The 24,792-nt window shown below is 54.9% G+C and carries 20 protein-coding genes; 7 read left to right on the forward strand and 13 right to left on the reverse strand.

The window, feature by feature from the left end; genetic code table 11:
* Positions 1 to 25 precede the first annotated feature (25 nt).
* The 8 genes from MARLIPOL_RS12800 to MARLIPOL_RS12835 all read right to left on the reverse strand — a co-directional run bounded on the left by MARLIPOL_RS12800 (position 26) and on the right by MARLIPOL_RS12835 (position 12,150).
* A complete protein-coding gene (locus MARLIPOL_RS12800; protein WP_012138587.1) occupies positions 26 to 1,762 on the reverse strand; it encodes an FAD-dependent oxidoreductase in 1,737 nt (578 codons plus the stop codon).
* A gap of 133 nt (positions 1,763 to 1,895) precedes the next feature.
* Entirely contained in the window at positions 1,896 to 3,662 is a 1,767-nt protein-coding gene (locus tag MARLIPOL_RS12805) for an FAD-dependent monooxygenase (RefSeq protein ID WP_012138588.1), read from the reverse strand.
* Positions 3,663 to 3,717: 55 nt separating this feature from the next.
* The gene (locus tag MARLIPOL_RS12810) at positions 3,718 to 4,659 is read right to left on the reverse strand and encodes a VOC family protein (RefSeq protein WP_012138590.1); all 942 of its coding nucleotides are present in this window, start codon (positions 4,657 to 4,659) and stop codon (positions 3,718 to 3,720) included.
* 89 nt (positions 4,660 to 4,748) lie between these two features.
* A complete protein-coding gene (locus MARLIPOL_RS12815) occupies positions 4,749 to 5,537 on the reverse strand; it encodes a fumarylacetoacetate hydrolase family protein (RefSeq protein WP_222102469.1) in 789 nt (262 codons plus the stop codon).
* Between the two features lie 216 nt (positions 5,538 to 5,753).
* Complete coding sequence (locus MARLIPOL_RS12820; RefSeq protein WP_012138592.1) at positions 5,754 to 8,132, reverse strand: efflux RND transporter permease subunit; 2,379 nt, start codon at positions 8,130 to 8,132, stop codon at positions 5,754 to 5,756.
* A 14-nt stretch (positions 8,133 to 8,146) separates the two neighbouring features.
* Positions 8,147 to 9,184: a WD40/YVTN/BNR-like repeat-containing protein gene (locus MARLIPOL_RS12825; RefSeq protein ID WP_012138593.1), complete on the reverse strand. Its 1,038-nt coding sequence runs from the start codon at positions 9,182 to 9,184 to the stop codon at positions 8,147 to 8,149.
* A 47-nt stretch (positions 9,185 to 9,231) separates the two neighbouring features.
* Positions 9,232 to 10,590 (reverse strand): DUF1329 domain-containing protein, encoded by a 1,359-nt coding sequence (locus MARLIPOL_RS12830; protein WP_012138594.1) that lies wholly within the window; start codon positions 10,588 to 10,590, stop codon positions 9,232 to 9,234.
* A 15-nt stretch (positions 10,591 to 10,605) separates the two neighbouring features.
* Positions 10,606 to 12,150, reverse strand: coding sequence for a DUF1302 domain-containing protein (locus MARLIPOL_RS12835; RefSeq protein ID WP_222102470.1), 1,545 nt, complete (start codon positions 12,148 to 12,150; stop codon positions 10,606 to 10,608).
* A gap of 449 nt (positions 12,151 to 12,599) precedes the next feature.
* Between MARLIPOL_RS12835 and MARLIPOL_RS12840 the strand changes: the two genes are divergently transcribed.
* Entirely contained in the window at positions 12,600 to 13,286 is a 687-nt protein-coding gene (locus MARLIPOL_RS12840; RefSeq protein ID WP_012138596.1) for a GntR family transcriptional regulator, read from the forward strand.
* 141 nt (positions 13,287 to 13,427) lie between these two features.
* Here the strand turns inward: MARLIPOL_RS12840 and MARLIPOL_RS12845 are convergent, their stop codons facing one another.
* The 3 genes from MARLIPOL_RS12845 to MARLIPOL_RS12855 form a co-directional block, all read right to left on the reverse strand.
* Positions 13,428 to 14,369 carry a VOC family protein gene (locus MARLIPOL_RS12845; protein ID WP_012138597.1) on the reverse strand — a complete coding sequence of 314 codons (942 nt, stop codon included), beginning with the start codon at positions 14,367 to 14,369 and terminating at the stop codon, positions 13,428 to 13,430.
* 73 nt (positions 14,370 to 14,442) lie between these two features.
* Positions 14,443 to 16,191 carry an FAD-dependent monooxygenase gene (locus tag MARLIPOL_RS12850; RefSeq protein WP_012138598.1) on the reverse strand — a complete coding sequence of 583 codons (1,749 nt, stop codon included), beginning with the start codon at positions 16,189 to 16,191 and terminating at the stop codon, positions 14,443 to 14,445.
* Between the two features lie 41 nt (positions 16,192 to 16,232).
* Entirely contained in the window at positions 16,233 to 17,075 is an 843-nt protein-coding gene (locus tag MARLIPOL_RS12855) for a fumarylacetoacetate hydrolase family protein (RefSeq protein ID WP_012138599.1), read from the reverse strand.
* A 229-nt stretch (positions 17,076 to 17,304) separates the two neighbouring features.
* Here MARLIPOL_RS12855 and MARLIPOL_RS12860 point away from each other — a divergent pair, with 229 nt between their 5' ends.
* Positions 17,305 to 18,075 (forward strand): ABC transporter ATP-binding protein, encoded by a 771-nt coding sequence (locus MARLIPOL_RS12860; RefSeq protein ID WP_012138600.1) that lies wholly within the window; start codon positions 17,305 to 17,307, stop codon positions 18,073 to 18,075.
* 13 nt (positions 18,076 to 18,088) lie between these two features.
* Here MARLIPOL_RS12860 and MARLIPOL_RS12865 read toward each other — a convergent pair whose 3' ends face one another.
* Entirely contained in the window at positions 18,089 to 18,979 is an 891-nt protein-coding gene (locus MARLIPOL_RS12865) for a LysR family transcriptional regulator (protein WP_036191779.1), read from the reverse strand.
* Positions 18,980 to 19,105: 126 nt separating this feature from the next.
* Between MARLIPOL_RS12865 and MARLIPOL_RS12870 the strand changes: the two genes are divergently transcribed.
* The 4 genes from MARLIPOL_RS12870 to MARLIPOL_RS12885 all read left to right on the forward strand — a co-directional run bounded on the left by MARLIPOL_RS12870 (position 19,106) and on the right by MARLIPOL_RS12885 (position 22,923).
* A complete protein-coding gene (locus tag MARLIPOL_RS12870; RefSeq protein WP_012138602.1) occupies positions 19,106 to 19,807 on the forward strand; it encodes a CoA transferase subunit A in 702 nt (233 codons plus the stop codon).
* Positions 19,808 to 19,860: 53 nt separating this feature from the next.
* Positions 19,861 to 20,517, forward strand: coding sequence for a CoA transferase subunit B (locus MARLIPOL_RS12875; protein WP_036191649.1), 657 nt, complete (start codon positions 19,861 to 19,863; stop codon positions 20,515 to 20,517).
* Positions 20,518 to 20,665: 148 nt separating this feature from the next.
* On the forward strand, positions 20,666 to 21,301 hold the full coding sequence (locus MARLIPOL_RS12880; RefSeq protein ID WP_012138604.1) for a TetR/AcrR family transcriptional regulator: 636 nt from the start codon (positions 20,666 to 20,668) through the stop codon (positions 21,299 to 21,301).
* Positions 21,298 to 22,923 carry a phytoene desaturase family protein gene (locus MARLIPOL_RS12885; RefSeq protein WP_012138605.1) on the forward strand — a complete coding sequence of 542 codons (1,626 nt, stop codon included), beginning with the start codon at positions 21,298 to 21,300 and terminating at the stop codon, positions 22,921 to 22,923. The genes MARLIPOL_RS12880 and MARLIPOL_RS12885 overlap by 4 nt, the downstream gene beginning before the upstream one ends.
* A gap of 18 nt (positions 22,924 to 22,941) precedes the next feature.
* On the opposite strand, the gene MARLIPOL_RS12890 is transcribed toward MARLIPOL_RS12885, so the two are convergent.
* Complete coding sequence (locus tag MARLIPOL_RS12890) at positions 22,942 to 23,898, reverse strand: helix-turn-helix transcriptional regulator (protein WP_012138606.1); 957 nt, start codon at positions 23,896 to 23,898, stop codon at positions 22,942 to 22,944.
* 151 nt (positions 23,899 to 24,049) lie between these two features.
* Between MARLIPOL_RS12890 and MARLIPOL_RS12895 the strand changes: the two genes are divergently transcribed.
* Entirely contained in the window at positions 24,050 to 24,685 is a 636-nt protein-coding gene (locus tag MARLIPOL_RS12895) for a glutathione S-transferase family protein (protein WP_012138607.1), read from the forward strand.
* Positions 24,686 to 24,792: the final 107 nt, after the last annotated feature.

Here is a 24,792-nt window from a genome sequence, read left to right on the forward strand (position 1 = left end):
GCATATCTCCTGTAAGTAGGCGCTATCAATCCTGAGAGAGAGGCTCGGCATGGGCCTGGTTAGCAGCCCGATAAGCAAATGCCATGATCGGCCCGAGGGTGGCTCCGCCTGACCAGTAGGCCCGGCCGGAAGGTGACGCAACGCAATTACCAATCCCATACAAACCCGGTATTGGGCGGTTGGCGTAATCCAGCACCTGACCGTGGGTGTTCGTTCTTGGCCCACCTTTGGTATCCAGGGTGCCGCCAGTAATCAGTGCTGCGTAATAGGGACCCTCGCTCGCGATCGGGTGCATGGTGGGGTTACTGGATTTGCTACCGGGTGCCACGTGACCGTTAAACATCCGCTCAACGGCGCGTTCACCACGCTGGAAATCCAGATCCTGGCCATTGCGGGCCAGGTCGTTGAACCTGTGAATGGTTGCCTTGAGGTTATTCAGGAAGTCTGGTGACAGCTTGAGATTGCCAGTGTCTGACCGGTACTGGTGTAAACGGGTGGCGATCCCTTCGATCAGATCTTCAAGGGTTTCACCTTTGATGATGTGGCGATTGTCTGTGCCGTCGGGAACGATCTGGGAACCATAATCCTTGCTGGCACTGTGGTCCTGGGCGCGCTGGTCCCAGATGGAACACATCACCAGATTAGGATATTCCGCCCTGGTGCCGTCCCACTGGAAGAAGGTGGGCACCATTTCGTTGTACAAGGTCTTTTCATTAACCACTCGCTGTCCGTATTTGTTCACCATCAACATGGAATCGCCGGTCATGGTGAAAATGCCGGACATGGAGCCATCTTTGGCCAGCGCCTTCTCCAGCAGGATCGGGCAGGACCAGGCGTAATTCATGTTGCCAAGCTGCGCGCCAAGGCTGCTGGAGATCCGCACAAAATCCCCCTCATTGGTCAGTGCGGCGCACCCGCCATAGACCGGCATGCTCAGAAAATTCCGGCGCAGTTCCGGATCGTGAGTGAAACCACCGCTGGCAAAAATCACCGCCTTGCGGGCACGTACCCGGCGTGTCGTCCCTTCCTCGGTTTCCACCTCAACGCCAACCGCTCTGCCCTTCTCATTACGGATGACACTAACAACCCGTTGCCCGGTCTGGATTTTTACACCGTCCCGGCGAGCCGCCACTGTCAGAGTACGAATGGCTACCTGGCCGCCATCGGCCATACTGGGGCTGGTATCCTTCGGGATCAGCACCCGGCCCATGGGCGCGTTCTCTCCAGCCAGATCCGCCCAGTAATCAGGCACATCGGGCACATGGCGATAGGGCAGCGCGCCCTTCTCCGCCAAAAGCTCTACAGCCGGCGAGGCACTTTCATAGATCGCCTCACACATTTCGTATTCCCAGTCACTCAGACCGAGTTTTGGCAATGAGGGGTCGTAGGACTGCGGCCGACTGAGACGTGCGACATAGCGCATGAATTCCGGCTTGGGGTCGGTATTACCGGCATCACGCAGCGCTTTGTTGTTCGGAACCCAATACCAGAACGCAGCCTTGGCGGCCGTACCGCCCGGACTGGCAGCTTTTTCGAGGATTGCCACGTCATTGCCCAGCCAGCGGGCAAACAGTGCAGCCGGCAGACCACTGCCTCCGCCCCCACAGACAACAATGTCATGTTCACTGTCATAGGCCTCTGGAGCGGCCGAAACCGTGCCCGCTGACAGCCCGCCCAACGCGACGGCAGCCACCCCTGCTCCGCTGGTCTTGATGAAATGACGCCGGGAAATGGAAGAGGGTTTTTGTTGTTTATCAGTCATTTCCAGAAACTCCAGTTATTTGCTGCTAATCCAGCCGCAGGGGGTAACCACCTTATTTGCGGCACTATGCTTCCTGGCCAGGTCCATAAGGTCCTGGCAAAAGGCGTTGTCTATCGGGAAAAAGGAGTAAGCTTTATCGTCGATGCAGCAGGTGCTGAATCACGTCCATCAACAATTGCTCACAGGAAGACTGGCGGTGGAGAGAGCGCCAACCGACATGGTTATCAGGGCGCACCAGTATGCACCCGTCCTCATCAATCTCACGCAGTCGGGCCCAATCGCCGTAGCTGTCGGCATAGTCCAGACCGGGACCGATGCGTCGTACGGGAAGCTCAATACCGAGCTCCCGAGCAATCGTGGTAGCCGCCTGGCACCAGGCATCACCGCCATGCCCGGTTAACAGGGTGAAATGCCCTTTGCCGGTGATATCAAGGGTAGAAACCCGATGACCCTGAGGGTCTGTCAGCCAGGCGTGAGGAAGGCGGGCACCCGGCCAGGTGGTGGGCTGGTAGTAGAGTTCGGCGTCACGCTGATAGCCAGGCTCATCCGTTCCGTCAGTGACGACCGCAGCGCTTCGATAACGCTGGCCAAGTTCAACGCCGTGACAATTGAACTGATAGTTCTGCAATTGAATGGCCTGGTCCAGTTCGGCACGACGCTCCTGCCCGGCAACGCTGTCGGTGGAGAGTTCCTGGAGGCTGGCCCAACCCTCTTCTTCGCTCTGCCCGGGTTTGAAACCCAGGGCATCGGCTATGGGCCGCATGTTTCGTACACTCTCCAGAGCACGGTCGACGACCTGGCGACCGACTGGCTGCCTCTCTTCACTGTAACTGTCCAGCAGGCCAGGGCCAGCCTTGCCATGAATCACCATGGCCAGCTTCCAGGCCAGATTGTAGGCATCCTGCACCGAGGTATTGGAGCCCAGTCCGTTGGCAGGGGGATGGCGGTGGACAGCATCTCCGACGCAGAACACTCTGCCCTCTGAGTATCGCTGCGCAACCACGTGGTTAATCTGCCATTTACTGGTTGAAAGTATCTCGATCGGGATTGTCTCATCACCGATAACCCGGCGAGCCCGTTCGGTGACAGCCGCTTCGCTCAGATCAGGCTCACCCTCGGCCGGATCATACATATAGAGCATCACCCACTCATTCCACGGCCGCACACAGATGAACGTGCCGCTGCCTACCCAGTAGTCATTGCCTGGCTGAACCATCCAGTAAAGAACACCCGGTCGATGCTCGCAGTAGCGCCGAAGGTCGGCCCGAAGCCAGACATTCACCGCACAGCCAAGCCCCGACTCGCCCTCAAGTGGAAGGCCAAGTTTTTCGACAACGCGACTACGTGCGCCGTCAGCGCCGATCATGTACTTTGCCCGGACTCGATACTCACGCTGCAAACCACGATCGAAAATGCGCGCGGTAACGCCTTCCTCATCCTGGCTGAAGTCGATCAGTTCATTATTGAAGCGTACCTCACCACCAGCGCGCAGCGCTTCGGTTGCCAGTACTGGCTCCAGGACGTGCTGGGGGATATTACACATGGAGGAAGGGCTGGCCTTCTCGTAGTCGGACTTGCGCTCAATGGCATTCCCCCAGGTGAGCAACCGGCCCAGTTCCTGGCCGGCAAAGCTGGTAGCCCAGACGTTGTTGGCCATCAGATCATGAGGCGTCGCGGCTGCCATGACACTGCGCTCGACCCCCGCATCGCGGAACACTTCGACCGTACGCTGGTTGGTGATGTGAGCGCGCGGACTGTTGGCCGTCCAGCGATGCTTGGTGATCAGGAGAGAGTCGATCCCATAGCGGGACAACAGCAAGGACGCACTCAGTCCGGCAGGCCCGCCACCAACGATGAGTACGGGGACCTGGAAAACGTCATCTGAGTTTTGCTGATTCATTTTGTGTTCTCCGCATTTTGTTCTTGTAATGACGGTTCGGGGTTAAGGTTCCGGGTTAAAGAGCTTCGAAATTAATGGTGAACTCAGGCGGTGCTTCCGGACCCCACAGATAGAGGGAGTCCTCCGGCGGGTGATCCGCAGACTGCCACTCAACCCCGGCGGGCACATAATCGATATCAAAGGAATATTCGCTGTAGCTACCCCAGGGGTCACGAACGTAATGGAAGTAATTGGAGCCCAGTACATGCCGGCCCAGCCCCCATCCTTCAGCCCATCCCTTATCGGCCATGAACATGGCGCCCAGTCCGACTTCGTTAATCGACGCGACATCCCAGCTGCAGTGATGGAATCCCGGCGCCTCCGACTGGACAAAGGCAACTGTGTGGTGGTCCGCGCCGTGAATGGCGTGCATGAACGCGACAATGTCTGCAGCACGGTCCGATAGCCGAAGCCCGAGAATCCGCGAATAGAAATTCAGGGTTCGATTCAGGTTCCGGGTGAACAGCAGAATATGAGACAACCGGCGCGGACGGACTTTGGGAGCATGGCGACGGTAGGGTGCCCCCCGGTTTCCGACAGGCACAGGCTCAAAGGACGTTGAAGCTTTTTCGTCCGGAGTCACTTTTGGAGCAACACGCACCCCTACCCGGGTGCCGTCGCAGTCGTGGAACCAGAAGCCTTGCAGTCCCTCCGGGTCGGCATCCACGCTGAGACCTTCCGCCCGGACCCGCGCTTCAATAATCGGCAGGTCCTTGGCATAGACACCAAAACATATCTGCCTGAGGGACTTTCGCGTTCCGTGATGCAAGTAGGCCCACGGATGGGGATCAAAATGGGATCGCAGGACCAGTACCCCGGATTCCTCACGGACATCCAGACCGAAGCTGGTATAGAAATCATGTGCGGTTTCCAGGCACGGCACATTCAGCGCGAAGTGATCGAGTGAATGCACCCCTACGGGCCTGGTCGGCTGATTCGGCTCTTTGTTCAGTGCCATGGTACCGTCCTCCAATTACATGCAGCGTTGGAGTGGCTGCTTTTTTGTTTTATTGAAGAGCCCCGCCCTCAGGCCGGGCTGCCGTCATCTCAGCATTCTTCATCGACAATGGGGTTGCGCAGGACACCAATACCCTCTATCTCAACCTCACAGACATCACCGGCTTTCATGAACACTTTGGGGTCACGCGCGTAACCGATTCCTGCCGGTGTACCGGTCACAATCAGGTCACCCACTTCGAGTGTGATGGCCTCACTGATGATGCTCACCAGACTGGCCACATCGAAAAGCATGTCGCTGGTGTTGGCCTTTTGCATGACCTTGCCATTCAGTCGGGTGGTCAGTTGCAGGCCTTTTGCCCCGGGCGGGAGTTCGTCTGCAGTCACAAATTCGGGACCGAACGCCCCCGTGGCATCGAAATTCTTGCCAACAGTCCATTGCGGCGACTTGAACTGGTAATCCCGCACCGAACCATCATTGAACAGTGAATAGCCGGCAACGTGGTTGAGCGCCTGATCTTTCGGGATATGACGCCCCTTTTTCCCAATCACGGCCACCATTTCCCCCTCAAAGTCCAACTGCACCGAGCAGTTTGGACGCACGATAGCCTCGCCATCGGCAATCAGGCTCGACGTAAAACGCGGGAAAAGGGTGGGATAATCCGGCTGGTCATAAGGACTTTCTTTGGTGTGATCGGCGTAATTCAGCCCCACACAAATGATCTTCGAAGGGCGATGAAATGGAACGCTTACGCGAAAAGCGGAGGGGTCCAGCACAGCGCTGCGCATCAGGACCGTCGCCGCTCTTTCTATCGCTCCCTGGCCCCGGCACAGCAAGCTATCAAGGCTTCCCGGATACCCTTCCTGGTTCGCGTACAAGCCTCTAAGGACTCCAGAGTCACGGACTGCAATACCTGGCACTGTGTCCTTCTCAATACTTACGAAGCGCATATTCCATTCCCTATTGTTGTGGCGCATACAGCGCCTGTTTTTGGGCTAAAATATATATCTCACAACATTATATATTCTGTCAACAAGATAATATATTTTCTTTGTATAAACTATCAAAGGCATTTTGGGGAGGGGCCGCTCCCCCTATCGCACCTGCTTCCTGAACATAAAGTGCGCCAGGGCTGGCAGTAACAAACCGGCACCCAGCATGTTCCAGATGAACATGAAGGCCAGCAGAATCCCCATATCAGCCTGAAACTGAATCGGCGAAAAGTACCAGGTGGATACCGCGACTCCGAGCGTGATGCCCGTCAATGCCACGACCTTTCCGGTAAACAACAGGGCTTCATAGTAGGCGTCCGATAGCGACTGCCCCTCACGAAGCCTGGCTATCGTCACCGACAGGATATAAAGCGCGTAATCCACCCCTATCCCTACCCCCAGGGCGATGACGGGGAGCGTAGACACCTTCACCCCAATATCCAGGACAACCATCAGCGCCTCACACAGGATCGACGTAAGCAACAGGGGGATAACAGCGCAAATCACAGCCCTGACCGAGCGGAAGGTAATGTAGGCGAGCACGATGACGGCGGCATACACCATCAACAGCATCTGGTAGTTGGCGGTCTTGACGACACTGTTGGTCGCCGCCTGGATGCCGGCATTGCCTGCGGCATTGAGGAACCGGATATCGTCAGTGCTGTACTCTGCGGAAAAACGCTCCACGACATCCGCTACAGCCTGCAGCGTTTCTGCCTTGTGATCTTTCAGGTAAGCGTAAACACTGAGCAGATCACAGCTTTGGTTAAAAAGCTCCCGGGGGGCCCGGGTGGCAATCGCGTTCAGTAGTCCCTGTGTTCTCGGAAGTTCATACCAACGCAGATTACCTTCGTTCATTCCGACGGCAGACTGTTTGCTCAGCCCGGCAAAGGAATTGGTTGACTCCACGGCATCAAGATTCTGTAACTGCCGCTCCAACGCCTCCACCATCAACAGGTTGTTGTAGTTGACGCACTCGTAGGTCCCGGTTTCGACCATAACGACATAGATGTCACTGCTGATCGAGTAGTTATCAACGATAAAGGCGTTATCCATATTGTATTCGGAGTCTGGCCTCAGTTCCGGTGCGCCCGAGCCCAGGTCACCAATTTTCAGATCGGCGCTGATTACCAGACCCGCTATGGCCAAACCAGCACTGACCACCACCGCCACCGAGGCAAACTTGCGCCTGGTGAACTTGTCCAGTACTTCCCACAACGGATGCTTCTTATGATCCACATCGTTACGGTCACGCTGCTCTTCAGCCACACTTCGCATGGCGGCTTGGCGGTTAACGCCGGTGTACGACAACAGCAGTGGCAGCATGACCAGGTTGGTGAATATCAGTATTGCCACACCAAGACTTGCAGCGATAGCCAGTTCCTGGATTGCCTGGATATCAATCATCATCAAGACTGCAAAACCGACCGCGTCGGCCAGAAGCGCGGTGATTCCGGCCACAAACAGACGTCGGAAGGTGTAGCGCGCGGCGACCAGTTTATGGGTTCCCCGCCCGATATCCGCCATGATGCCGTTCATCTTCTGAGCCCCATGGCTCATGCCAATCGCAAACACAAGAAACGGCACCAGCACCGAGTATGGATCCAGCTGGTAACCCAACAACGGCAACAAACCGATCAGCCAGCTCACGGCGGTCAGTGAACAAAAAACAACGAGAGCGGTGCTGGTCACACACCGTGTGTAGGCGTAGATCACCCCAGTACAGATAATGATGGCGATCAGGAAGAACTGTAATACCTGCTCAAGCCCAAGAATCAGATCCCCCACCAGCTTGGAGAAACCCGTAATATAGATCTTCACGCCCATGGGTTCGTACTTGGCTTCCAGTTCATTGAGCCGGTTCACCAGATCCCGGTATTCAATGCCGCTATCCTCATTGAGCGGCACCAGAACGATGCTTGACTGGAAGTTGTTCGCTACGAGACGCCCGATTTCGCCGGACTTTTCGATGTTCGCCCGTACCTGCGCCAGGCTTTCGGCGCTTCCATCGTAATCATCGGGAATGACCGGGCCGCCATCCAGGCCATACTCGGTCACTCCGACCCAACGTACCGCAGGTGTCCAGAGTGACTTCATGTAGGGGCGGTCCACGCCCTCCATCAGGAAAATATCGTCATTCAGAAGACGCAGTGTATTGAGGTAATCCGCGTCAATGACCGTCCCTTCGGTATTTTCCACCGCAATACGCAAGGTATTGGCCAACCCCGACAGGTCCGCTTTATGGTCATAGTAATTAACAATGTACTGGTGCTGCAGCGGAATCATCTTTTCAAATGACGCGTCCAACCGGATATTCCGGGCGGAATAGCCCAGAAACAATGTCACCAGTGCGAAGACCAGTAGAATGAGTGCACGGTTGTTGAAGATCACCCTCTCCAGGAGGGTTCCTGAGTTCCTGTCAAATGCGTCGAGCTGGCGTACCACCACGAATTCACGTTTTTCATTGTTTTGAGCGTTCATATTCTTTCACCGCATCACTGGAGGGACTGTGGGCCCGCAAAGGTCGACAAATAGATCCGGTCGCCCTTGAGCGCCATGCCGGCAGCGGGTGCATTGACTCGACCATTGGGTTCACAACGGGTATCGCAGCCAGAAAAAACCTGCCCGGACTGAGTCAGGACATAAAGCTGGTTGTCGTCCGAGGTGGAGATGTCTGCTATCGCAGCTTCGGTCGGTATGTTGACCAGCTCCCAGTTCCCTTCATTGAGCTGTCGGTACAGGTGCCCTTTCATTCCGTAGATATAGAGCGCCCCCTGAGCTTCCGTTACACCGAAGAAGGAGCCTGGATACGGGCTTTCCTGCCTGACATAACTTAAGCCGGCATCGTCGGAACGGTATAAAGTGCCCTGCTCGCCCACCACATAGATTGCATCTCCATGGTGTGCCGCACCGTACAAGTGCATGTATTCGTTCTCTTCAAATCGATGTGTAATGGGCTGGATGTGTACGTCCTGACCCGAGAATGTCATCTCCAGGGCTAAACCATAGGCACCGAACACCTGTACTCGCCCCGGGGCAACCTCAATGGCATCGAACAGCGGTTTATCCGGGCCCTGTCGGGCATGGCTGGCCACTTCCCTCTCGAGCATCGACTTATCCGGATCACTTAATTCCGTCTGATCGATGTATTGTTGGTAGATATCGGGGATATCCTCGCCATTAATCAGAATGCGCCACCGGGACTGGGAGACATCGGCAAGGAGCAGCACAGTGCCGGAATGCCCCAGCGCTAACAGCCCATTGGAAACGGGCTTGATTCTGGTGATGCTCGTCGAAACCGGCACCTGATCCTGAGACCATTGCCCGTCCCCCGAGGAGCGCATGACAATCCCTCGTTCACCGGCCATAAACAGCTCATCACCCGCCCGGGCTACTGTCAGCATGACGCTGGAGTTCAATCTGTGGCTCACATAACTTGAGATATCGAGCGGGTCCAGACTGCCAGTTGCCGCGGCAACCATCGGCGCCAACCCACTCAAAGCCGTTATCAACAGAGTTTTAAATACGTTCATAGTGATACCTTCAATCGCCGGGACCACTGGGGCCCCGGCGCTTTCAGTTATCGAATACCGGAACCGGCCAGTGCATCCGGTGTGAAATAGATATCCGGGCGACGACGTACCGGGCGGTACTGGACGTCCTGCTCGTTATAAAGCAGGTTGACGACCCAGGTGTCGGCGGGAAGGTTGAACGCTGTGAACGTTGTAGTAACGACCGCTGGAATCTCCGGAGCAACAAACGGCACCGCATGCTGCACTCTCCAAAGCTCACCGTTCGCGTCGTAGCCATCGACCAGCACTACCGACCAGCTGTCCTCATCCACGTAGAAACGCTTTTTCGGAACAACATGGCGTTTGCCCTCTGCAAGCGTAGCTTCAACGACCCAGACGCGATGCTTTTCCCAGCGCATCTGGTCGGAGTTCAAGTGGTGCCCGTCAAGCACCTCATCAAATGTCTTGGTCAGAAAAGCATTGTTGTTATAGGGAATCAGCATTTCCTGCTTCCCTACCAGTTCCCAGTCATAACGCTCCAGAGACCCGAAGAACATGAAGACTTCATCAAAGTAGTTCTGGCCAGAGGCCACGAAATCCGGGGTGTCGAAAGCGATAGTCGGTGCACGCCGGACCCGGCGCTGCCCCGCAAGGTACTGCCAGGCCTTACGCCCCTCGTTAACCTGATCCAGGGGATCACGGATCAGGATTGACTCACCCGCTTTAAAGGCTGGTTCTGTCTGCAACTGCCGGATCAGCAGAGCATCGCCCTGGAAGCTATCGAGGTCGCCGTCCTCGTAGTAATAGGGCATCTGATGTTCGTCTTTTGCTGCAACCGCCAGGGTAGTTTTACCATCAGAGGAGCCCACGAATACCCGGAATGGCAGTTCCACGGATTCACCCTTCCAGCGCAGCAAATGATTCCACATCACCTCCGCGCCCGATTTGGGAATCGGAAACGGGGTACCACCGTACGCATTTTCGACCGAGTTCCCGTTTTCGGTCCCAACTGCACGCAGGGCATTCTGGTAGGTGTTCTCGTACACCCACTCCGGTGCCGCGGCGGTTCGGCGTGTCTCATATACGTTCAGATGGAAGGAATCCGGGTATTTGTTGATCAAAGCCTGAACGCCCTCGGACAGCAGTTCCGAGTACTCATCCACGTTATTCGTATCAACAACGTATTGGACGGTATCATCCGCAAAATAATTCTCTCGCGGTTGGGCGGTGGCGTTGGCCACATCCGCCTCGGTTACCCCTCCGGTCCAGGCCGGGATCGAACCATCGGCATTACCGGCTCTCTCTGCGCCCAAAGGCGTCAGTTCATTCTTCAGTGTCATGGCTTCTTCGGACGAAACCGCACCGAAGGTGTTGCTGCAGGCTACGAGCATTGTAGTCGCGACGAGTGTCTTGATTTTGTTGTTCATCGTTACTTTCACCTCTTAGAAAGTGGTGCGGATGTTGAGCGAGATAAAATCCCGGTCAGCGAGGGACTGACCGAAGGTCATCGTCCCGGTGTCATCGAGGAAGGGCTCTTCGTCTCCGAAATAGTGGGTATAGGAAATACCGCCTTTCACCTTGCGCTTGTAGTCAAAGTTGAGCCCCAGACTGAAATCGCCAGCATGCTCGGTTCCGCCGTTGTATTTAAAGACGGTGGAGGAGCGCCCATAGAAGTTGTAGCCGACGCCGATGGGCAGGCTGAGATCCAGACCTGGTGCGACCTGAAAGTACTGGGGAGTAAACAGATAACGCAGGGCCGCTGCGCTCTTCGTTGTATTGGGGTCCAACGCTTCCGGATTGTCGGTAATATCCATTCGCGTATTCCACGCTACCTCACCCAGAAACTCGGCTCCGTCCCACAATGGGTTTTCGGACATCAGGTAGATGGCGGATAGCTGGGCATGGAGGCTTTCCCCGATGGCGTGAACCTGGTTACTGGTGCCATTGGCCCCTTCCGGTGCCGCCACCAGGTCACTGACCAAGGGTGCGTCCCATCGATAGGAGAGTTCGCCGGCTACGTTGGCATCGCCCAGCACCGTACTAAAGCTTGCGCCGGCAGTTTTAACATCCTCAATGTAGAGATGATTAAGCTCATTGTTGGTCACGTCGAGATACAGCTGAGGCAGCTTGTCGTGATACTGGGCCGCATACAGGCCGTATTCGACGCTGCCCTTGCCAGGACGAAACCGGAACTGGGCGCCGAACTGGCCGTTATCGCTGGCCTCACCGCTTCTTACAGGAATGGCACCCGGCACCAGCCACTCAGCACCAGCCCCGACGATATCCACGTCGCTCAAGTAACTACCGGAAGCCGGAAGGCGGGCTTCATCCCACTCAAACTGGTAGTAGGCACCAAACGATACCTTCGGCGTAAGCTGGATCTGTGTGGAGACTTGCCCGACCGGACGGATGATTTCTTTGAATTGAGAACCCGGAACGGAGAGCAACTTGATCAGGTCAATTGGCGCCTGGGCGTTGGCGATACCGTTAGCACCGAAGAACAGGCTTTCACCGTATACCACCGTGTGCCGCCCAGCCCGTACGCTGTATGGGGTGTTGCTATATGGATCGTTCTTCAGAAACAGGAATGCATCCAGAATCTCGGCATCCCGTCCCATCTCATCACGGGTATCGTCAGAGAACCTTCCAGCCGGGACTGATGTGGTATTCACCGCCGCATCGCTGTCATTGTCGTTACCCTGGTTGTAAACATCGTCATACCAGGCCGCCCCGGACACACGAATGCCCATTCGATTCTTATAAACAAGATCGAACTCAGAAAGCAGGTCGACACGATTCGACACGAGGCCGCGATCAAAATTGCGGTTACCGTCATCCAGAATATTCAGGAAGGTGTTGGTGAGATCACTGCTCTGACTTTTCAGGCGGTAAGCAGCGCTGTACTTGACCGTATTGTCGAAGCGAATTTTTACATCTTCAGAGCTGTAGATGTTTGCGGCATTGGCTGTGGCACAGCTAACCGCCACTGACAGTAGGACACTCCGCTTCAGCGTCCCGAGAGATCGGATCTGGGTGCACATAAGGCGCTTCTCTTGTTGATTTTATTAGCTTTATTTCTGCTGGCCGTCCTCCGCCCTATCTCGACGGATAAGTAGCGTCAGCACCAACTAGAGATATTTATACCCCTGGAAAACCTATTTTACAATAATTGTATATTATTTTAGTTTTGTATTTTATCTTGAGATGAGAGGAATGAGAGGCGCGACCCCGAGAAAACAAAGCGTTATGCTGGCCGCGGTACGCAGGAGTTGCTTTACTTAGCCGTTGACGTTCACTTCACCTTGCCTGACACTCGATATAGTATATAATTCGACTAGATATATATTATTGAATTGACTATCGGCAGTTTGCTTTGGTGACCGTGGACGCAGGACGCGCCGCCAACGGCTCCGAATTTTTGTTATGAGGTACATAGATGACAGCGAACGTTACTAAATCCGCGCCCAAGAAAACGCTTGCTTCAACTGTCGAGGACAAGATCCGGGCGGACATCATCAATGGTGAGTTGGTGCCCCAGACCAAACTCCGTATCAAGAACCTGATGGAGCGCTATGACGCTAGCTCCATTCCTTTGAGAGAAGCGCTATCCAGACTGACCGCATTGGGGTTCGTCGAGTTGGCCGATCATCAGGGATTCAGTGTTCGGAATATCACCACCAGCGAGATTTACGATATTACCCATGTACGCTGCATGATCGAGTGCCAGGCCCTGGAGAACTCCATTCGAAATGCGGACCTGGAATGGGAAAGCCGCCTGCTTGGGGTCCATCATACCCTGACCAATCTCCCGCTTAAGAACCCGGACACTGGGGAGTTGTCTGATCGCTGGGAGTCGGTACACAAGGACTTTCATGACGCGCTCCTGTCAAACTGCGACTCTTTCTGGCTGAAGAAAATATCCGCCACACTCAGAGATCAGACGTCGAGGTATCGATTCTTATCGCAAAAATACACGGCGGAAGGAAAGCGTGACGTACCGGCAGAGCATAAAGAGATTCTGGAAGCGGTGATTTCACGGGATGTAGAACGCGCGAAAGCCGTTTTAACTGCCCATTACGAGAAAACGGCGGATGCCATCGCGGCAATGATGACTGAGAAGTAGCTTCAAGAAGCCATTAAAGCAGACAGAGAGAGCCAGACACCTCACCCGTTGGCAGGGAGGTATCTGGCTCTCTCTCGCAACAAAGCTTTCAGACCAGAATCAGAAGCCCGGCAGCCTTGAGCTAGTAGGCACCAGGCCAATTCATTCCTCCCGGAACTCATAACTCTTCACAAATTCGGCAGGGACGTCTTCACCCCACAGGTAGAGAGAATCCTCCCCCTGATGGTGCCCGGCCTTCCAGTCTGATCCAGCCGGAATGTAATCGATATCAAATGAATACTCGCAGTAACTCTTCCAGGGATCTCTGACATAGTAGAAGTAATTGGACCCCAGGACGTGACGGCCAACCCCCCACCCTTCGAGCCACCCAGCGTTTTTCATCTGCATGGCCCCAAGTCCAACCTCATCGATACTGCTCACGTCCCAGCTTGTGTGGTGAATCCCGATACCATCTGATTTTGCGAACGCCAGAGTATGATGGTCGGCGCCATAAGGCGCATGCATGAACGCCACTGCATCTTCGGCAACATCTGATAAACGCAGCCCAAGGGTCTGGTGGTAGAACTCTATGGATCGCTCCACATCAGAGACGAATATCAGGATGTGGGAAAGACGGGATGGCCTGACTTGCGGCGCATTTCTGCGATTCAGTGCTCCGCACTGACCTTCAGGCGCCGACTTATACACATGGTGTGCCTTGGAGTCCGGAGTCACTTTTTCCGCAACCCGCACACCGACCGTATTCCCATCCGGATCGCAGAACCAAAAAGCATCCTGAACGGGGCACTGTGCGGGCGGACCTATCAACGTGACGCCAGCACCGGTCACCTGATTCTTTAATGCTTCAATATCCCTCTCAAACACCCCATAACAGATATAGTTTGTTTTCTTTCTCTTCCCTTCGTAAATATATCCCCAGGGGTGATCAATGCCTCGAGTCTTCAAGCTAAGGCGACCGTCTTCCTCTGACACATCCAATCCAAACTCGGAGTAAAAATCTCGTGCGACTTCGAGATCAGGAACAATCAGAGAGAAATGATCAATCGAGTGAACGGCAACCTCGGGTTGATTATGAGTAACCATATGACACCTGTTTTCTATGAGGTGGCTGAGGGTCAGAACCCAACCTCTCAGCCACCAATCTGTCTTGTTTTAATTATTTGAGATCAAGAACGGATCGGACAACACCGTCCAGTTTCCTGACATTGTCATCGCTTTTATAAACCGACCGCCACGCAACAAAATGGTCCGGGCGTACAAGCACACAGCCATCATCATTAATCTCGCGAAGTCTCATCCAGTCGCCGTAAATATCTTCGTAATCAAGCCCATGACCGATTCTGACCACCTTGATATCAAGTCCTGTCTCGGCATTAATCCGCTCAACTTCAGTCGCCCAGTCGTCGCCCCCAATGCCTGTCAAAAGCACAAACTGCCCCTGACCAGTCACATCATGAGTCGACATGACTTTTTTGTCCCGCTCCAGCCACGCGTGTGGCAGTCGGGCGCCAGGCCAGGTTGTCGGCTGGTAATACAGTTCAGGATCGCGCCTGCACTGGGGCTCCGGGGTTCCATCGGAAACCATCGCCCTGCTTTTGTAGCGCTGGCCGAGTTCAACCCCATGACAGTTGAATTGATAGTTCTGGAGTTCTACGGCAGCCTTTAACTGCTTTCTTCGCTCAGCCCCCACCGGCGTATCACTGAACGTAATATCCAGCTCTCTTTGTCCTTCGGCCCGAGTCTGACCTTCCCTGAAGTTCAGGGCTTCGTTCAACGCCGCCATGTTGTGGACACTGTTGATGGCACGATCCACCACCTGCTTTCCAACCGGTTGACGCTCTTCGCTGTAGGAAACGAGAAGATCCGGCCCTGCTTTGCCCTCAAGGACATATTTCAATTTCCAGGCGATATTGAAACCATCCTGCACACACGTATTCGAGCCGAGGCCATTAGCTGGCGGATGACGGTGTACGGCATCCCCCATACAGTGCACCCGCCCTTTGCTGTAGTTGCTAGCCACACAATGGTTTATGGTCCACTTGCTCTTGGCTTTGATTTTAATCTTGACATCAGGATCGCCGATCAGTTTCCGGGCGCGATCTATCAACGCCTCGTCGCTGAAATCCGGCTCGCCCCTCTCCTGGTCATACATAAACAGCATGATCCATTCATTCCAGGGCTTCACGTTAATGAAGGTGCCACCTCCCACCCAGTACTCATTACCAGGCGTCATCATCCAGTAAAGCACCCCGGGCCGGTGGGCGACCAAATGACTCAGATCGGCTTCCAGCCAGATATTTGCCGCATGCCCCAACCCCATGGCACCGAGCATCTCAAGGCCGAGATTCTCCGCAACCATGCTGCGACCGCCGTCGGCCCCAATCATGTAGTCAGCGTGCACTTCAACCAGATCGCCCGTTTCACGGCAGCGCAGTTCGGCAACCACTTCATTGCTGTCCTGCTCAAAGCTCACCAGTTCGTGATAGAACTTGCGCTCCGCAACGCCCAAAGAATCAATAACCCGCAGGAGAACTGGCTCAAGTTCGTGCTGGCCGATGTTGCACATCGAAGTGGGGCTGGCCGCATCATAGTCGGATTTTCGTTCCGGGCCCTGCCCCCAGGTCTGTAGCCGTGCAATCTCCTGGCCGCTGAACCCGGTACTCCAGACATTGTTAGCCATCCAGTCAGAACGAGTGGCCACTTTACAGACTTCTTCTTCTACACCCAGGCTCCGGAAGACCTCCATGGAACCCTGGTTGGTAATGTGTGCCCTGGGGGAGTTGGCGGTTCCCGGATACTTCGAAACAAGGACATGGGGAATACCATAGCGGGAGAGCGCCAAAGACGTGGCCAGGCCGGCAGGGCCGGCCCCTATAATTAAAACCTTGGTTTGAAGTTTATTCATAATACTCACCTTGTTTTTATAGTATTTATGAAACGGTTGGACTACTTCAGCTCATCCACAACCTTGTTACGAAGCGTGCCAATACCCTCAATACTCACCTCTACGGTGTCGCCATGCTTGAGATAGCGCTTGGGATCCATGCCGAATCCGACGCCTGAGGGAGTACCGCTTACAATCACGTCCCCTGCTTCGAGGCTTATTGCTTCGCTGATAGTGGAGATCAGTGTGGCTACATCGAAAATCATGGTGTCTGTGCTGGCTGACTGAACCACTTCACCATTGACCTTCGTCTCGAGAAGCAGCCCTTTCCCGCCTGCGGGGAGCTCGTCGGCAGTCACCAGTTCCGGACCAAATGCCCCGGTATCATCAAAGTTCTTTCCAACCGTCCACTGCGGCGATTTGAACTGATACTCCCGCACCGACGCCTCATTAAAGATCGAATACCCGGCTACGCAGTTCAGTGCGTCTTCCCTGGAGATGTGGCGACCACCGCTCTTGAGTACCACCGCCATTTCACCCTCGTAATCGAGTGAATCCGAGATTCGAGGTACAACAATCGGCTTCCCATGGGCGGTCAGGCTGGAATTGAATCGCGGAAACAGCGTGGGGTAATCCGGCCGATCATAGGGAGACTCATCGATGTGTTCCGAATAGTTGAGGCCAACGCATATCACTTTTGTCGGGCGTTGCATTAACGGCAGATAAGCGTCTTCCGGAACAACCACTTCGTCTCCAAACCGCACAGCTCCATGACCGAAAGAGGCCAGATCAATCCCCTCCGCCAGCAGCGATTCAAGATCGCGCTCACCCACGATGTGTACGCCGGTTTCTGTCCTGACTCCCAGCACTGGCTTACCATTATGAATAAATCTCAGGTATCTCATTGTTATTAATCTCTTTTTTTAGCCCACAATAAGAGAGATCTGCGTAACGGGTTTGATTACAGGTAATCGTGTACACCTCTCTCCAGTTCACCAACACTCTAAACCCATATTATATATTTTTCAACTATTGTATATTATCTGTAAAATACACGACATCTGAGTGGGACGAGATAGCATATACAGCCGCCCGTAGAACAAAGACTGATCAATGTGATGGAAGGATAAAGTGATGATAGATATCCGCCGTATTACCGCCTACCAACAAGCTACCAAGGCAATTCAGGAGGTCTCCCTAACGATTGAGGATGGCGAACGGGTGGCCATTCTTGGTCCCAACGGATCTGGCAAAAGCACACTGCTGAAGGTGCTCTCACGGGATATCTATCCAGTGGATACCCCCGATAGTTACGTCAGGGTGTTCGACGAAGAAACCGTCATATGGGAGTTCAAATCAAAAATCGGAATTGTCTCTCAGGACCTGCAGGAGGATTACACTCCATACACGACCGCGCTTGACGTGGTTACCTCGGGCTTCTTTGGAGCTATCGGGGCCCACGATCACCTGCAACCCACAAGCAAACACAGGCAGCTCGCTGAAGAAATGCTGGACAGGGTGGGGATGACTCCGTTAGCGCAGCGTATGTTTCAGCGCTTGTCCACCGGTCAGAAGCGCCGGTTGTTGATAGCTCGCGCCATGGTTAACCATCCGAAGGCTTTGATCCTGGATGAACCCTCTGCGGGGCTGGATATTGGCGCAAGCACAACGTTACTCAATTTATTGCGCCAATATTGCTCCGGCAATCACTCCATGATTATCGCTACGCACCATATTGATGAAATCATTCCTGAGATAGAACGAGTCGTCCTGCTAAAAGAAGGGCGTGTGGTGGCTGATGGCCCCAAGGGGGCCATCCTGACGGGGCCAAACCTGTCAGACCTCTATATGACAGACCTGGAAGTGAGCGAAAGGGGCGGCTGGTATCGTTGTTGGCAGCAATGAGCCGAGTCACTCTCTAAGTCTGTTCTCCGAGACTTGCCCTCATCACGTTGACCAATCCCTGAGCCGCTGCGGATAAGGTACCCCGGTATCGGGTAAGGACACCCACGCGACGGGATATAACCGGTTCTACAAGCTTAACGCAACGAGCCCCCATCTCTTCCATCTGCTGACGGCATAATGACGGCACAGCCGCTACCCCAAGCTCTTGAGATACCATACGACCAACAGTCGCCAACTGATGCGCCTCAAAAGCGACATCAAGCTTGAGGCCACACGCCCTCAACTCTGTTTCCATTCGTGCACGAAGTTGAGAAGGTCTTTGCAATGCAATGAAATCGCACTCCAGTAGCCTGCTCCAGGACATCACTAATTGCCCAGCCCCTGGATGATTCGCAGGCAGTACCGCGATGAACTCATCGTCAAAAAGCGGGGTGAATTTCAGGTCTTCAGACGCCCCGGGATCAAAGGTTATCCCCACTTCAATCTTTGACTCACGCACCATTTCCACTACGCGCTCCGCAATAACATCATGCACCTCAACGCGGATGTTGGGGTAGCGCTCGCGATAGTCGTAAAGAGCCCTGGGAAGCAGGGTCCCGGCAAAAGATGGCATAGCAGCTACAGCGACCTTTCCCCGCTGCAATGAAAATCGTTGCTCAAGTTCATCTTCGGTGTTGTCCCAGTCCGCGAGCAAACGCTGGCCTTTCTCAAACAACGCTTGTCCTTCGGGAGTCAATGTGACAACCCGAGTGGTACGAATCAGCAGTGCACCTCCCAATGACTCCTCCAGTTTCTTGATCGCAAGACTCAAAGCGGGTTGAGACAAATGAACCAGGTGGCTCGCTTCCGCAAAGCTTTTGGTTCTCGCCACCGCCAGAAAGGCCCGTAATTGCTTAACCGTCATCATTTGAAATTCTTATTAATGAAAATATATTTCAAATTTAATTAATTTATTGTCGTAAGGCAAACTGATTCCAGTAGAAGCCACTGACTCGGTGGACGGCAACAACAATAAGCAGGGGGATCAGATATGGCCGGCTTCGATAAAGTCGTAAACAGCTACGCAGATGCAATGGCGGGTCTTGAGGATGGAATGACCGTAATCGCTGGTGGATTCGGACTGTGCGGCATTCCGGAAAACCTGATTGTCGAGATCCAGCGAATGGGTGTCCGGGATCTGACGATTGTTTCCAACAATTGTGGCGTCGATGGTTTTGGTCTTGGCCTTCTGCTGGAAGACAAGCAGATCCGCAAAATGGTCTCGTCCTACGTGGGCGAAAACGCGCTCTTCGAAAAGCAGCTGATCGAAGGTGAGCTGGAAGTGGAACTCACACCACAGGGCACCCTGGCCGAAAAAATGCGTGCCGGCGGAGCCGGCATTCCGGCGTTCTATACCGCAACCGGTTACGGGACACCTATTGCTGAAGGCAAGGAAGTACGTGAATTCGACGGTCGCCCCTATATTCTTGAAGAGGCCATTCGAGGCGATTTCGCGATCATTAAGGGCTGGAAAGCGGACCGTTATGGCAATGTCATGTATCGCCACACCGCTCAGAACTTCAACCCCATGGCTGCCACGGCTGGAAAAATCACCGTTGTCGAGGTTGAAGAGATTGTAGAGCCGGGAGAGCTGGACCCGACCCAGATTCATACCCCCGGAATCTACGTCGATCGATTGATCCAGGGGGTATTTGAAAAGCGCATCGAGCAGCGCACGGTTCGCAGTTCCTAGATTTTCCGAGCCCCACCCTCCCCAAAAACAACAGATAGCCGATGGAGAGCACCATGGCGTTAACACGAGAACAGATAGCGATGCGCGTAGCGCGCGAATTAAAAGATGGTTACTTCGTTAATCTGGGGATCGGCATACCGACCCTGGTTGCCAACTACGTTCCGAAAGGCCTGGAAGTCATGCTTCAATCCGAGAACGGCCTCCTTGGCATGGGACCGTATCCGACGGAGAGTGAGCTGGATGCGGACTTGATCAATGCCGGCAAGCAAACTGTTACCACACTTCCCGGTGCCACGATCTTTTCATCCGCAGAATCGTTCGCAATGATTCGTGGCGGTCATGTCGATCTGACCGTTCTTGGTGCCTTTGAGGTCGACGTCCATGGCAACATTGCTTCCTGGATGATTCCCGGCAAGCTGGTCAAGGGGATGGGCGGCGCCATGGACTTGGTGGCTGGCGCAGATAACATCATCGTTACCATGACCCATGCCTCCAAAAACAATGAGTCCAAACTGCTTGACCGTTGTACCCTGCCGCTAACGGGAGCCGGATGTATCAAGAAAGTTTTGACTGACCTGGCCTGGCTCGAGATCAGTGACGGAGCCTTCATTCTCAAGGAACGCGCTCCCGGCGTATCGGTCGAGGAGATTGTCGCAAAAACCGCTGGCCGCCTTATCGTTCCGGACGAAGTACCGGAAATGACTTTCTGAGCAGTTTATTCGTTTAGCTTCCCGCCGTTGTCTCTTTGCTCAGACCCAATCAGCTCCCTGGTTGGGTTTTTTTATCTGGTTGTGGATATTGACAACCGCGTCCAATGAATGATGTTATCATCGTTAACAATGTTATTGGTGATAACTTATGCCTGACGGCCTAAAACCTCTCAAAGTCTCTTACCACCATGGCGACCTGCCCCAGCAGGCGCACCAGTTGGCCCTGGAAATCCTGCGGGAGCATGGTGATGCCGCCATCAGTCTGCGGGCACTGGCCAAGCAGATCGGGGTCAGCGCGCCGGCGCTGTATCGCCATTTCATTGACCGGGAAAGCCTGCTGGCAGAGCTGGCCGTGACCGGATTCGAGGCGCTGCGGGAACGATTGTTGGCGGTGGACCAAAGCGCCCCCCGGCGGGCGTTGATTGATATTGGTCTGGTGTACGTATCTTTTGCGCAGGACGAACCCAACCTGTACCGGCTGATGTTTGGCGGGCGGGTATTGCCCAAGGGCGTTCACCCTCGCCTGGACACCGCCGGCAAAGGCGCGTTTCAGGTGCTGGAAGACACCATTGCCCGGGCCCAGAAAGTCGGATATATCAAACCCATGCCACTGGCGTTGATGACCGCTGCCGCCTGGTCACTGGTGCATGGACTTTCACAACTGACCATCGACGGGCATTTACCCAGTGCCGATGCGGCCCCCCAGCTGACGGAAGGCGTCGTCACCCTTCTGCTGGACGGATCTCTCGCTGATAACGAACAACACAAGGACACCACAACATGAGCAGCCCTAAACCAAGCACCATTCGTGTCGGCCGTCGTTACCGCGCCAATCGCCTGGACGGCCCCTATGACGCTATTGTTATCGGCTCAGGCATTGGCGGGCTGACCACGGCGGCGTGCATGAGCAAACTGGACAAGAAGGTGGTGGTGTTCGAGCAGCATTACACCGCCGGCGGTTTTACCCATAGCTACGACCGCAACGGTTACGAGTGGGACGTGGGCGTTCACTATATTGGTGACGTGGGCGCGGATCACACGCTGACCAAGCGCCTGTTCGACCATATTACCGATGGCCATTTGAAGTGGGCTCCCATGGACAGCCATTTTGACCGCATCTTTATTGGCGATCGCCATGTGGATCTGGTGGCCGGACCAGACAATTTCAAAGCCGAACTGAAGCAGGCCTTCCCCGGTGAGGAAATGGCCATCGACACCTACCTGGATTATCTGAAGCAGGTGGCCAAAGCCATGCCGGGGCTGGTCGTTGGCAAGGTCCTGCCCGACCTGGCCGCCGGCCCTCTACGCAAGCTGGTTGGCCGTACCGCGCCCACCTTCCTGAACCGCCCCACTCGTGAGGTATTGGAGGGCCTGACCAGCAACCAGGAACTGATTGCCGTGCTCACCGGCCAGTGGGGGGACAACGGCCTGCCACCGGCGGAGTCCAGCTTTATCATCCACGCCCTGATTGCACGGCATTATCTCTACGGCGGCTACTACCCGATCGGTGGTGCCTCGGAAATGGCCAAGACCATCATCCCGGTCATCCAGCAGGGCGGCGGCGAGGTGTTCACCTATGCCGATGTGAAGGAAATCCTGATCGAAAAAGGCAAAGCAGTCGGCGTCCGTATGGCCGACGGTGAAGAAGTCCACGCTCCTCTGGTGATCAGTAACGCAGGCGTGTTCAACACCTTTGACAAGCTGCTGCCAGAATCCGCACCCCATCGGGACTATTACCAGCAAAAGCTGAAAACCGTGGAACGCTCAATGGCCAGCAATTGCCTGTACATTGGCCTGCAGGATACCGCCGAAAACCTGCAGCTACCAAAAACCAATTACTGGATCTACCCGGGCACCAATTACGAAAAGCAGATCAGTGATTTTATAGCTGCGCCGGAAGAGACTGACATTCCGCTGACATACATCTCATTCCCCTCCGCCAAGGACCCGAGCTTTGCCGAGCGCTACCCCGGTCGCGCCACCATCGAGATCGTCGCGCCCGGTCCTTACGATTGGTACGAAGACTGGTCAGACAAAACCTGGGGCAAGCGTGGCGACGAATACGAAGCAAAGAAGGAAGCCTACGCCCAGCGACTGCTGGCCAAACTGTACGAAAAATTTCCACAACTGGAAGGCAAGGTGGATTACTACGAGTTGTCCACACCATTGTCGACTGACTACTTCTGCCGTTATAGCAAAGGCGAAATTTACGGCCTGAATCATACTCCGAGCCGCTTCGAACAGGACTGGCTGAAACCCAAAACCCGCATTCCCGGTCTATATCTCACTGGCCAGGATGTGATGACCTGTGGTGTGGCCGGGGCGATGATTGGTGGGTTACTGGCCACCGTGGCGGTCAGTGGTCTGAAGGGGTTGCCGTTGGCGAAAAGGATGTTTGTGGGGTGACGGGAAACTGCCTTGCAGTTACTCACAACATTCCAGCAACCGTGTGGCATGCTTCCGCAAGGCATCCTTCAATCCCTGAGGCTTCAGAATGGTAAACCGGAACGGGAGCTGCACCAGCCACCAGGCGAACCACTCGAAGCTATCGGTGCGGGTAGTCAGCAGTAACCCCTCATCGCTTTGTTCAAACTGCTCTGCGCAGGATGAATGGAAATCAAACACAGCTGAGGCGGACTCGCGATCCGTGTGCAGCAACAACGACACCTCATGGGTTCGGCCCCAGGACAGGAAGCTGTCGCTCAGGAACTCCGCCGCATCGAAGTCTGGCGGCCGTTGGAAGGTGCCCGCCATCAAGTGAACACCGCTGATGCGATCCAGTCTGAACGACCGCATGGCCTCCCTGAGATGGCAGAACCCCGTGAGGTACCAGCGCCCCTGTCGGAACACCAGTCCATAGGGATCGACCTGGCGCGCCATCCCACCGTGCTGTGGGGAGTGGTAGGTAAATCCAACGGTCCGCGCGGCTTCCGTGGCAGCAGTCAGAGTCTGTAGGGCGCGGTCATCCAGGCTGGGTTCACCCCGGGGCAGGATTACCCGGGTGTTATCGCTGACACCCCGCACCCGCTTTTTCAGATTGGCTGGCATCACCCGTTCCAGCTTCGCCTGCACACTGGCAATGGCTGGCGCCGCATCCGCCAGCCCGAGTTGCCGGGCCGCCAGCAGCCCCAGGGAAACCGCCAGGGTTTCTTCATCTGTAAACATCATTGGCGGTAACTTGAATCCCGCAACCAATCGGTAACCACCGTAGCGCCCCTGTTCCGTCATCACCGGAATGCCCAGGTCCTCAAGCACCGTGATGTAGCGGCGGATCGTCCGCCGGTCCACGCCCAGCCGTTCCGCCAGCTCTGCGCCGCCAATCTGGCCGTGGGCCTGTAATAACTCAAGCACGGTAAGCACGCGGGTTGTAGGACCAGACATAATCGCCTTCCTCCTGGCGTCGATTTCCGATGATTCTCATATAAATTCTATTGTCCGATTTATTTAGGACAGATTCTTACCTATTTACAAATTAATCTGATCTCGCAGTACATCACTTCCTTTGAAACACTGACAGGAAAAGGAGATCGACATGTCAGAACTCACCTTTTACACCCATCCTATGTCCCGCGGGCGCGTTGTACGCTGGATACTGGAAGAAGTCGGTATTCCCTACTCGGTAGAGACGATGGAATTCGGCCCGGATATGAAGTCCCAGGAGTACCTGGCCATCAACCCCATGGGCAAGGTGCCGGCCATCAAACACGGCAACACGATCGTGACCGAGGTGGCGGCCATCTGCGCTTACCTGGCGGACCAGTTTCCGGAGAAAGAGCTGGCGCCGCCACCACAGTCCCCCGAACGTGGAGCCTATTACCGTTGGCTGTTCTTCATGGCAGGCCCGTTTGAGATGGCCACCAGCGCCCTCGCCTATGGCTGGAAAATCGATTGTAGCAACGTACAAGCCGTCGGCTGCGGCCGCGTGGAAGACAGCATCAATACCCTGGAGAAAGTGCTTGGCCAGACCCCGTACATCTGCGGGAATCAGTTCACCGCCGCGGATGTGCTGGTCAGCAGTTATCTCTGGTGGGAAATGATGCAGAAAAACATACCGACGAACGAGGTCTTTCTGGAATATGTGAACCGCACGGAAAGTCGGCCAGCGGCCAAACGTGCCAATAAACTGGATGATGCTCTGGCCGAGCAGATGAACGTTGCCATGGCCTGAAGGTCAGACAGCTGGCGCTGGCGATACCGGGCATAAACCGCCCGGTACGTTGAGCACCCAGTCACGGATGGCCAGTATCGTCGGGTCCTGCCGGCGGGTTTTCGGGG

This window comes from Marinobacter lipolyticus SM19 (assembly GCF_000397065.2).
In the GTDB taxonomy this organism is placed as follows: Bacteria; Pseudomonadota; Gammaproteobacteria; order Pseudomonadales; family Oleiphilaceae; genus Marinobacter; species Marinobacter lipolyticus.

Bases quoted from the DNA above. Each gene is read 5' to 3' on its own strand.
- MARLIPOL_RS12805 (WP_012138588.1), bottom strand. From the start codon at position 3,662: ATGAATCAGCAAAACTCAGATGACGTTTTCCAGGTCCCCGTACTCATC.
- MARLIPOL_RS12820 (WP_012138592.1), bottom strand. From the start codon at position 8,132: ATGAACGCTCAAAACAATGAAAAACGTGAATTCGTGGTGGTACGCCAG.
- MARLIPOL_RS12810 (WP_012138590.1), bottom strand. From the start codon at position 4,659: ATGGCACTGAACAAAGAGCCGAATCAGCCGACCAGGCCCGTAGGGGTG.
- MARLIPOL_RS12800 (WP_012138587.1), bottom strand. From the start codon at position 1,762: ATGACTGATAAACAACAAAAACCCTCTTCCATTTCCCGGCGTCATTTC.
- MARLIPOL_RS12895 (WP_012138607.1), top strand. From the start codon at position 24,050: ATGTCAGAACTCACCTTTTACACCCATCCTATGTCCCGCGGGCGCGTT.
- MARLIPOL_RS12840 (WP_012138596.1), top strand. From the start codon at position 12,600: ATGACAGCGAACGTTACTAAATCCGCGCCCAAGAAAACGCTTGCTTCA.
- MARLIPOL_RS12850 (WP_012138598.1), bottom strand. From the start codon at position 16,191: ATGAATAAACTTCAAACCAAGGTTTTAATTATAGGGGCCGGCCCTGCC.
- MARLIPOL_RS12870 (WP_012138602.1), top strand. From the start codon at position 19,106: ATGGCCGGCTTCGATAAAGTCGTAAACAGCTACGCAGATGCAATGGCG.
- MARLIPOL_RS12865 (WP_036191779.1), bottom strand. From the start codon at position 18,979: ATGACGGTTAAGCAATTACGGGCCTTTCTGGCGGTGGCGAGAACCAAA.
- MARLIPOL_RS12875 (WP_036191649.1), top strand. From the start codon at position 19,861: ATGGCGTTAACACGAGAACAGATAGCGATGCGCGTAGCGCGCGAATTA.
- MARLIPOL_RS12845 (WP_012138597.1), bottom strand. From the start codon at position 14,369: ATGGTTACTCATAATCAACCCGAGGTTGCCGTTCACTCGATTGATCAT.
- MARLIPOL_RS12830 (WP_012138594.1), bottom strand. From the start codon at position 10,590: ATGAACAACAAAATCAAGACACTCGTCGCGACTACAATGCTCGTAGCC.
- MARLIPOL_RS12890 (WP_012138606.1), bottom strand. From the start codon at position 23,898: ATGTCTGGTCCTACAACCCGCGTGCTTACCGTGCTTGAGTTATTACAG.
- MARLIPOL_RS12855 (WP_012138599.1), bottom strand. From the start codon at position 17,075: ATGAGATACCTGAGATTTATTCATAATGGTAAGCCAGTGCTGGGAGTC.
- MARLIPOL_RS12825 (WP_012138593.1), bottom strand. From the start codon at position 9,184: ATGAACGTATTTAAAACTCTGTTGATAACGGCTTTGAGTGGGTTGGCG.
- MARLIPOL_RS12860 (WP_012138600.1), top strand. From the start codon at position 17,305: ATGATAGATATCCGCCGTATTACCGCCTACCAACAAGCTACCAAGGCA.
- MARLIPOL_RS12885 (WP_012138605.1), top strand. From the start codon at position 21,298: ATGAGCAGCCCTAAACCAAGCACCATTCGTGTCGGCCGTCGTTACCGC.
- MARLIPOL_RS12880 (WP_012138604.1), top strand. From the start codon at position 20,666: ATGCCTGACGGCCTAAAACCTCTCAAAGTCTCTTACCACCATGGCGAC.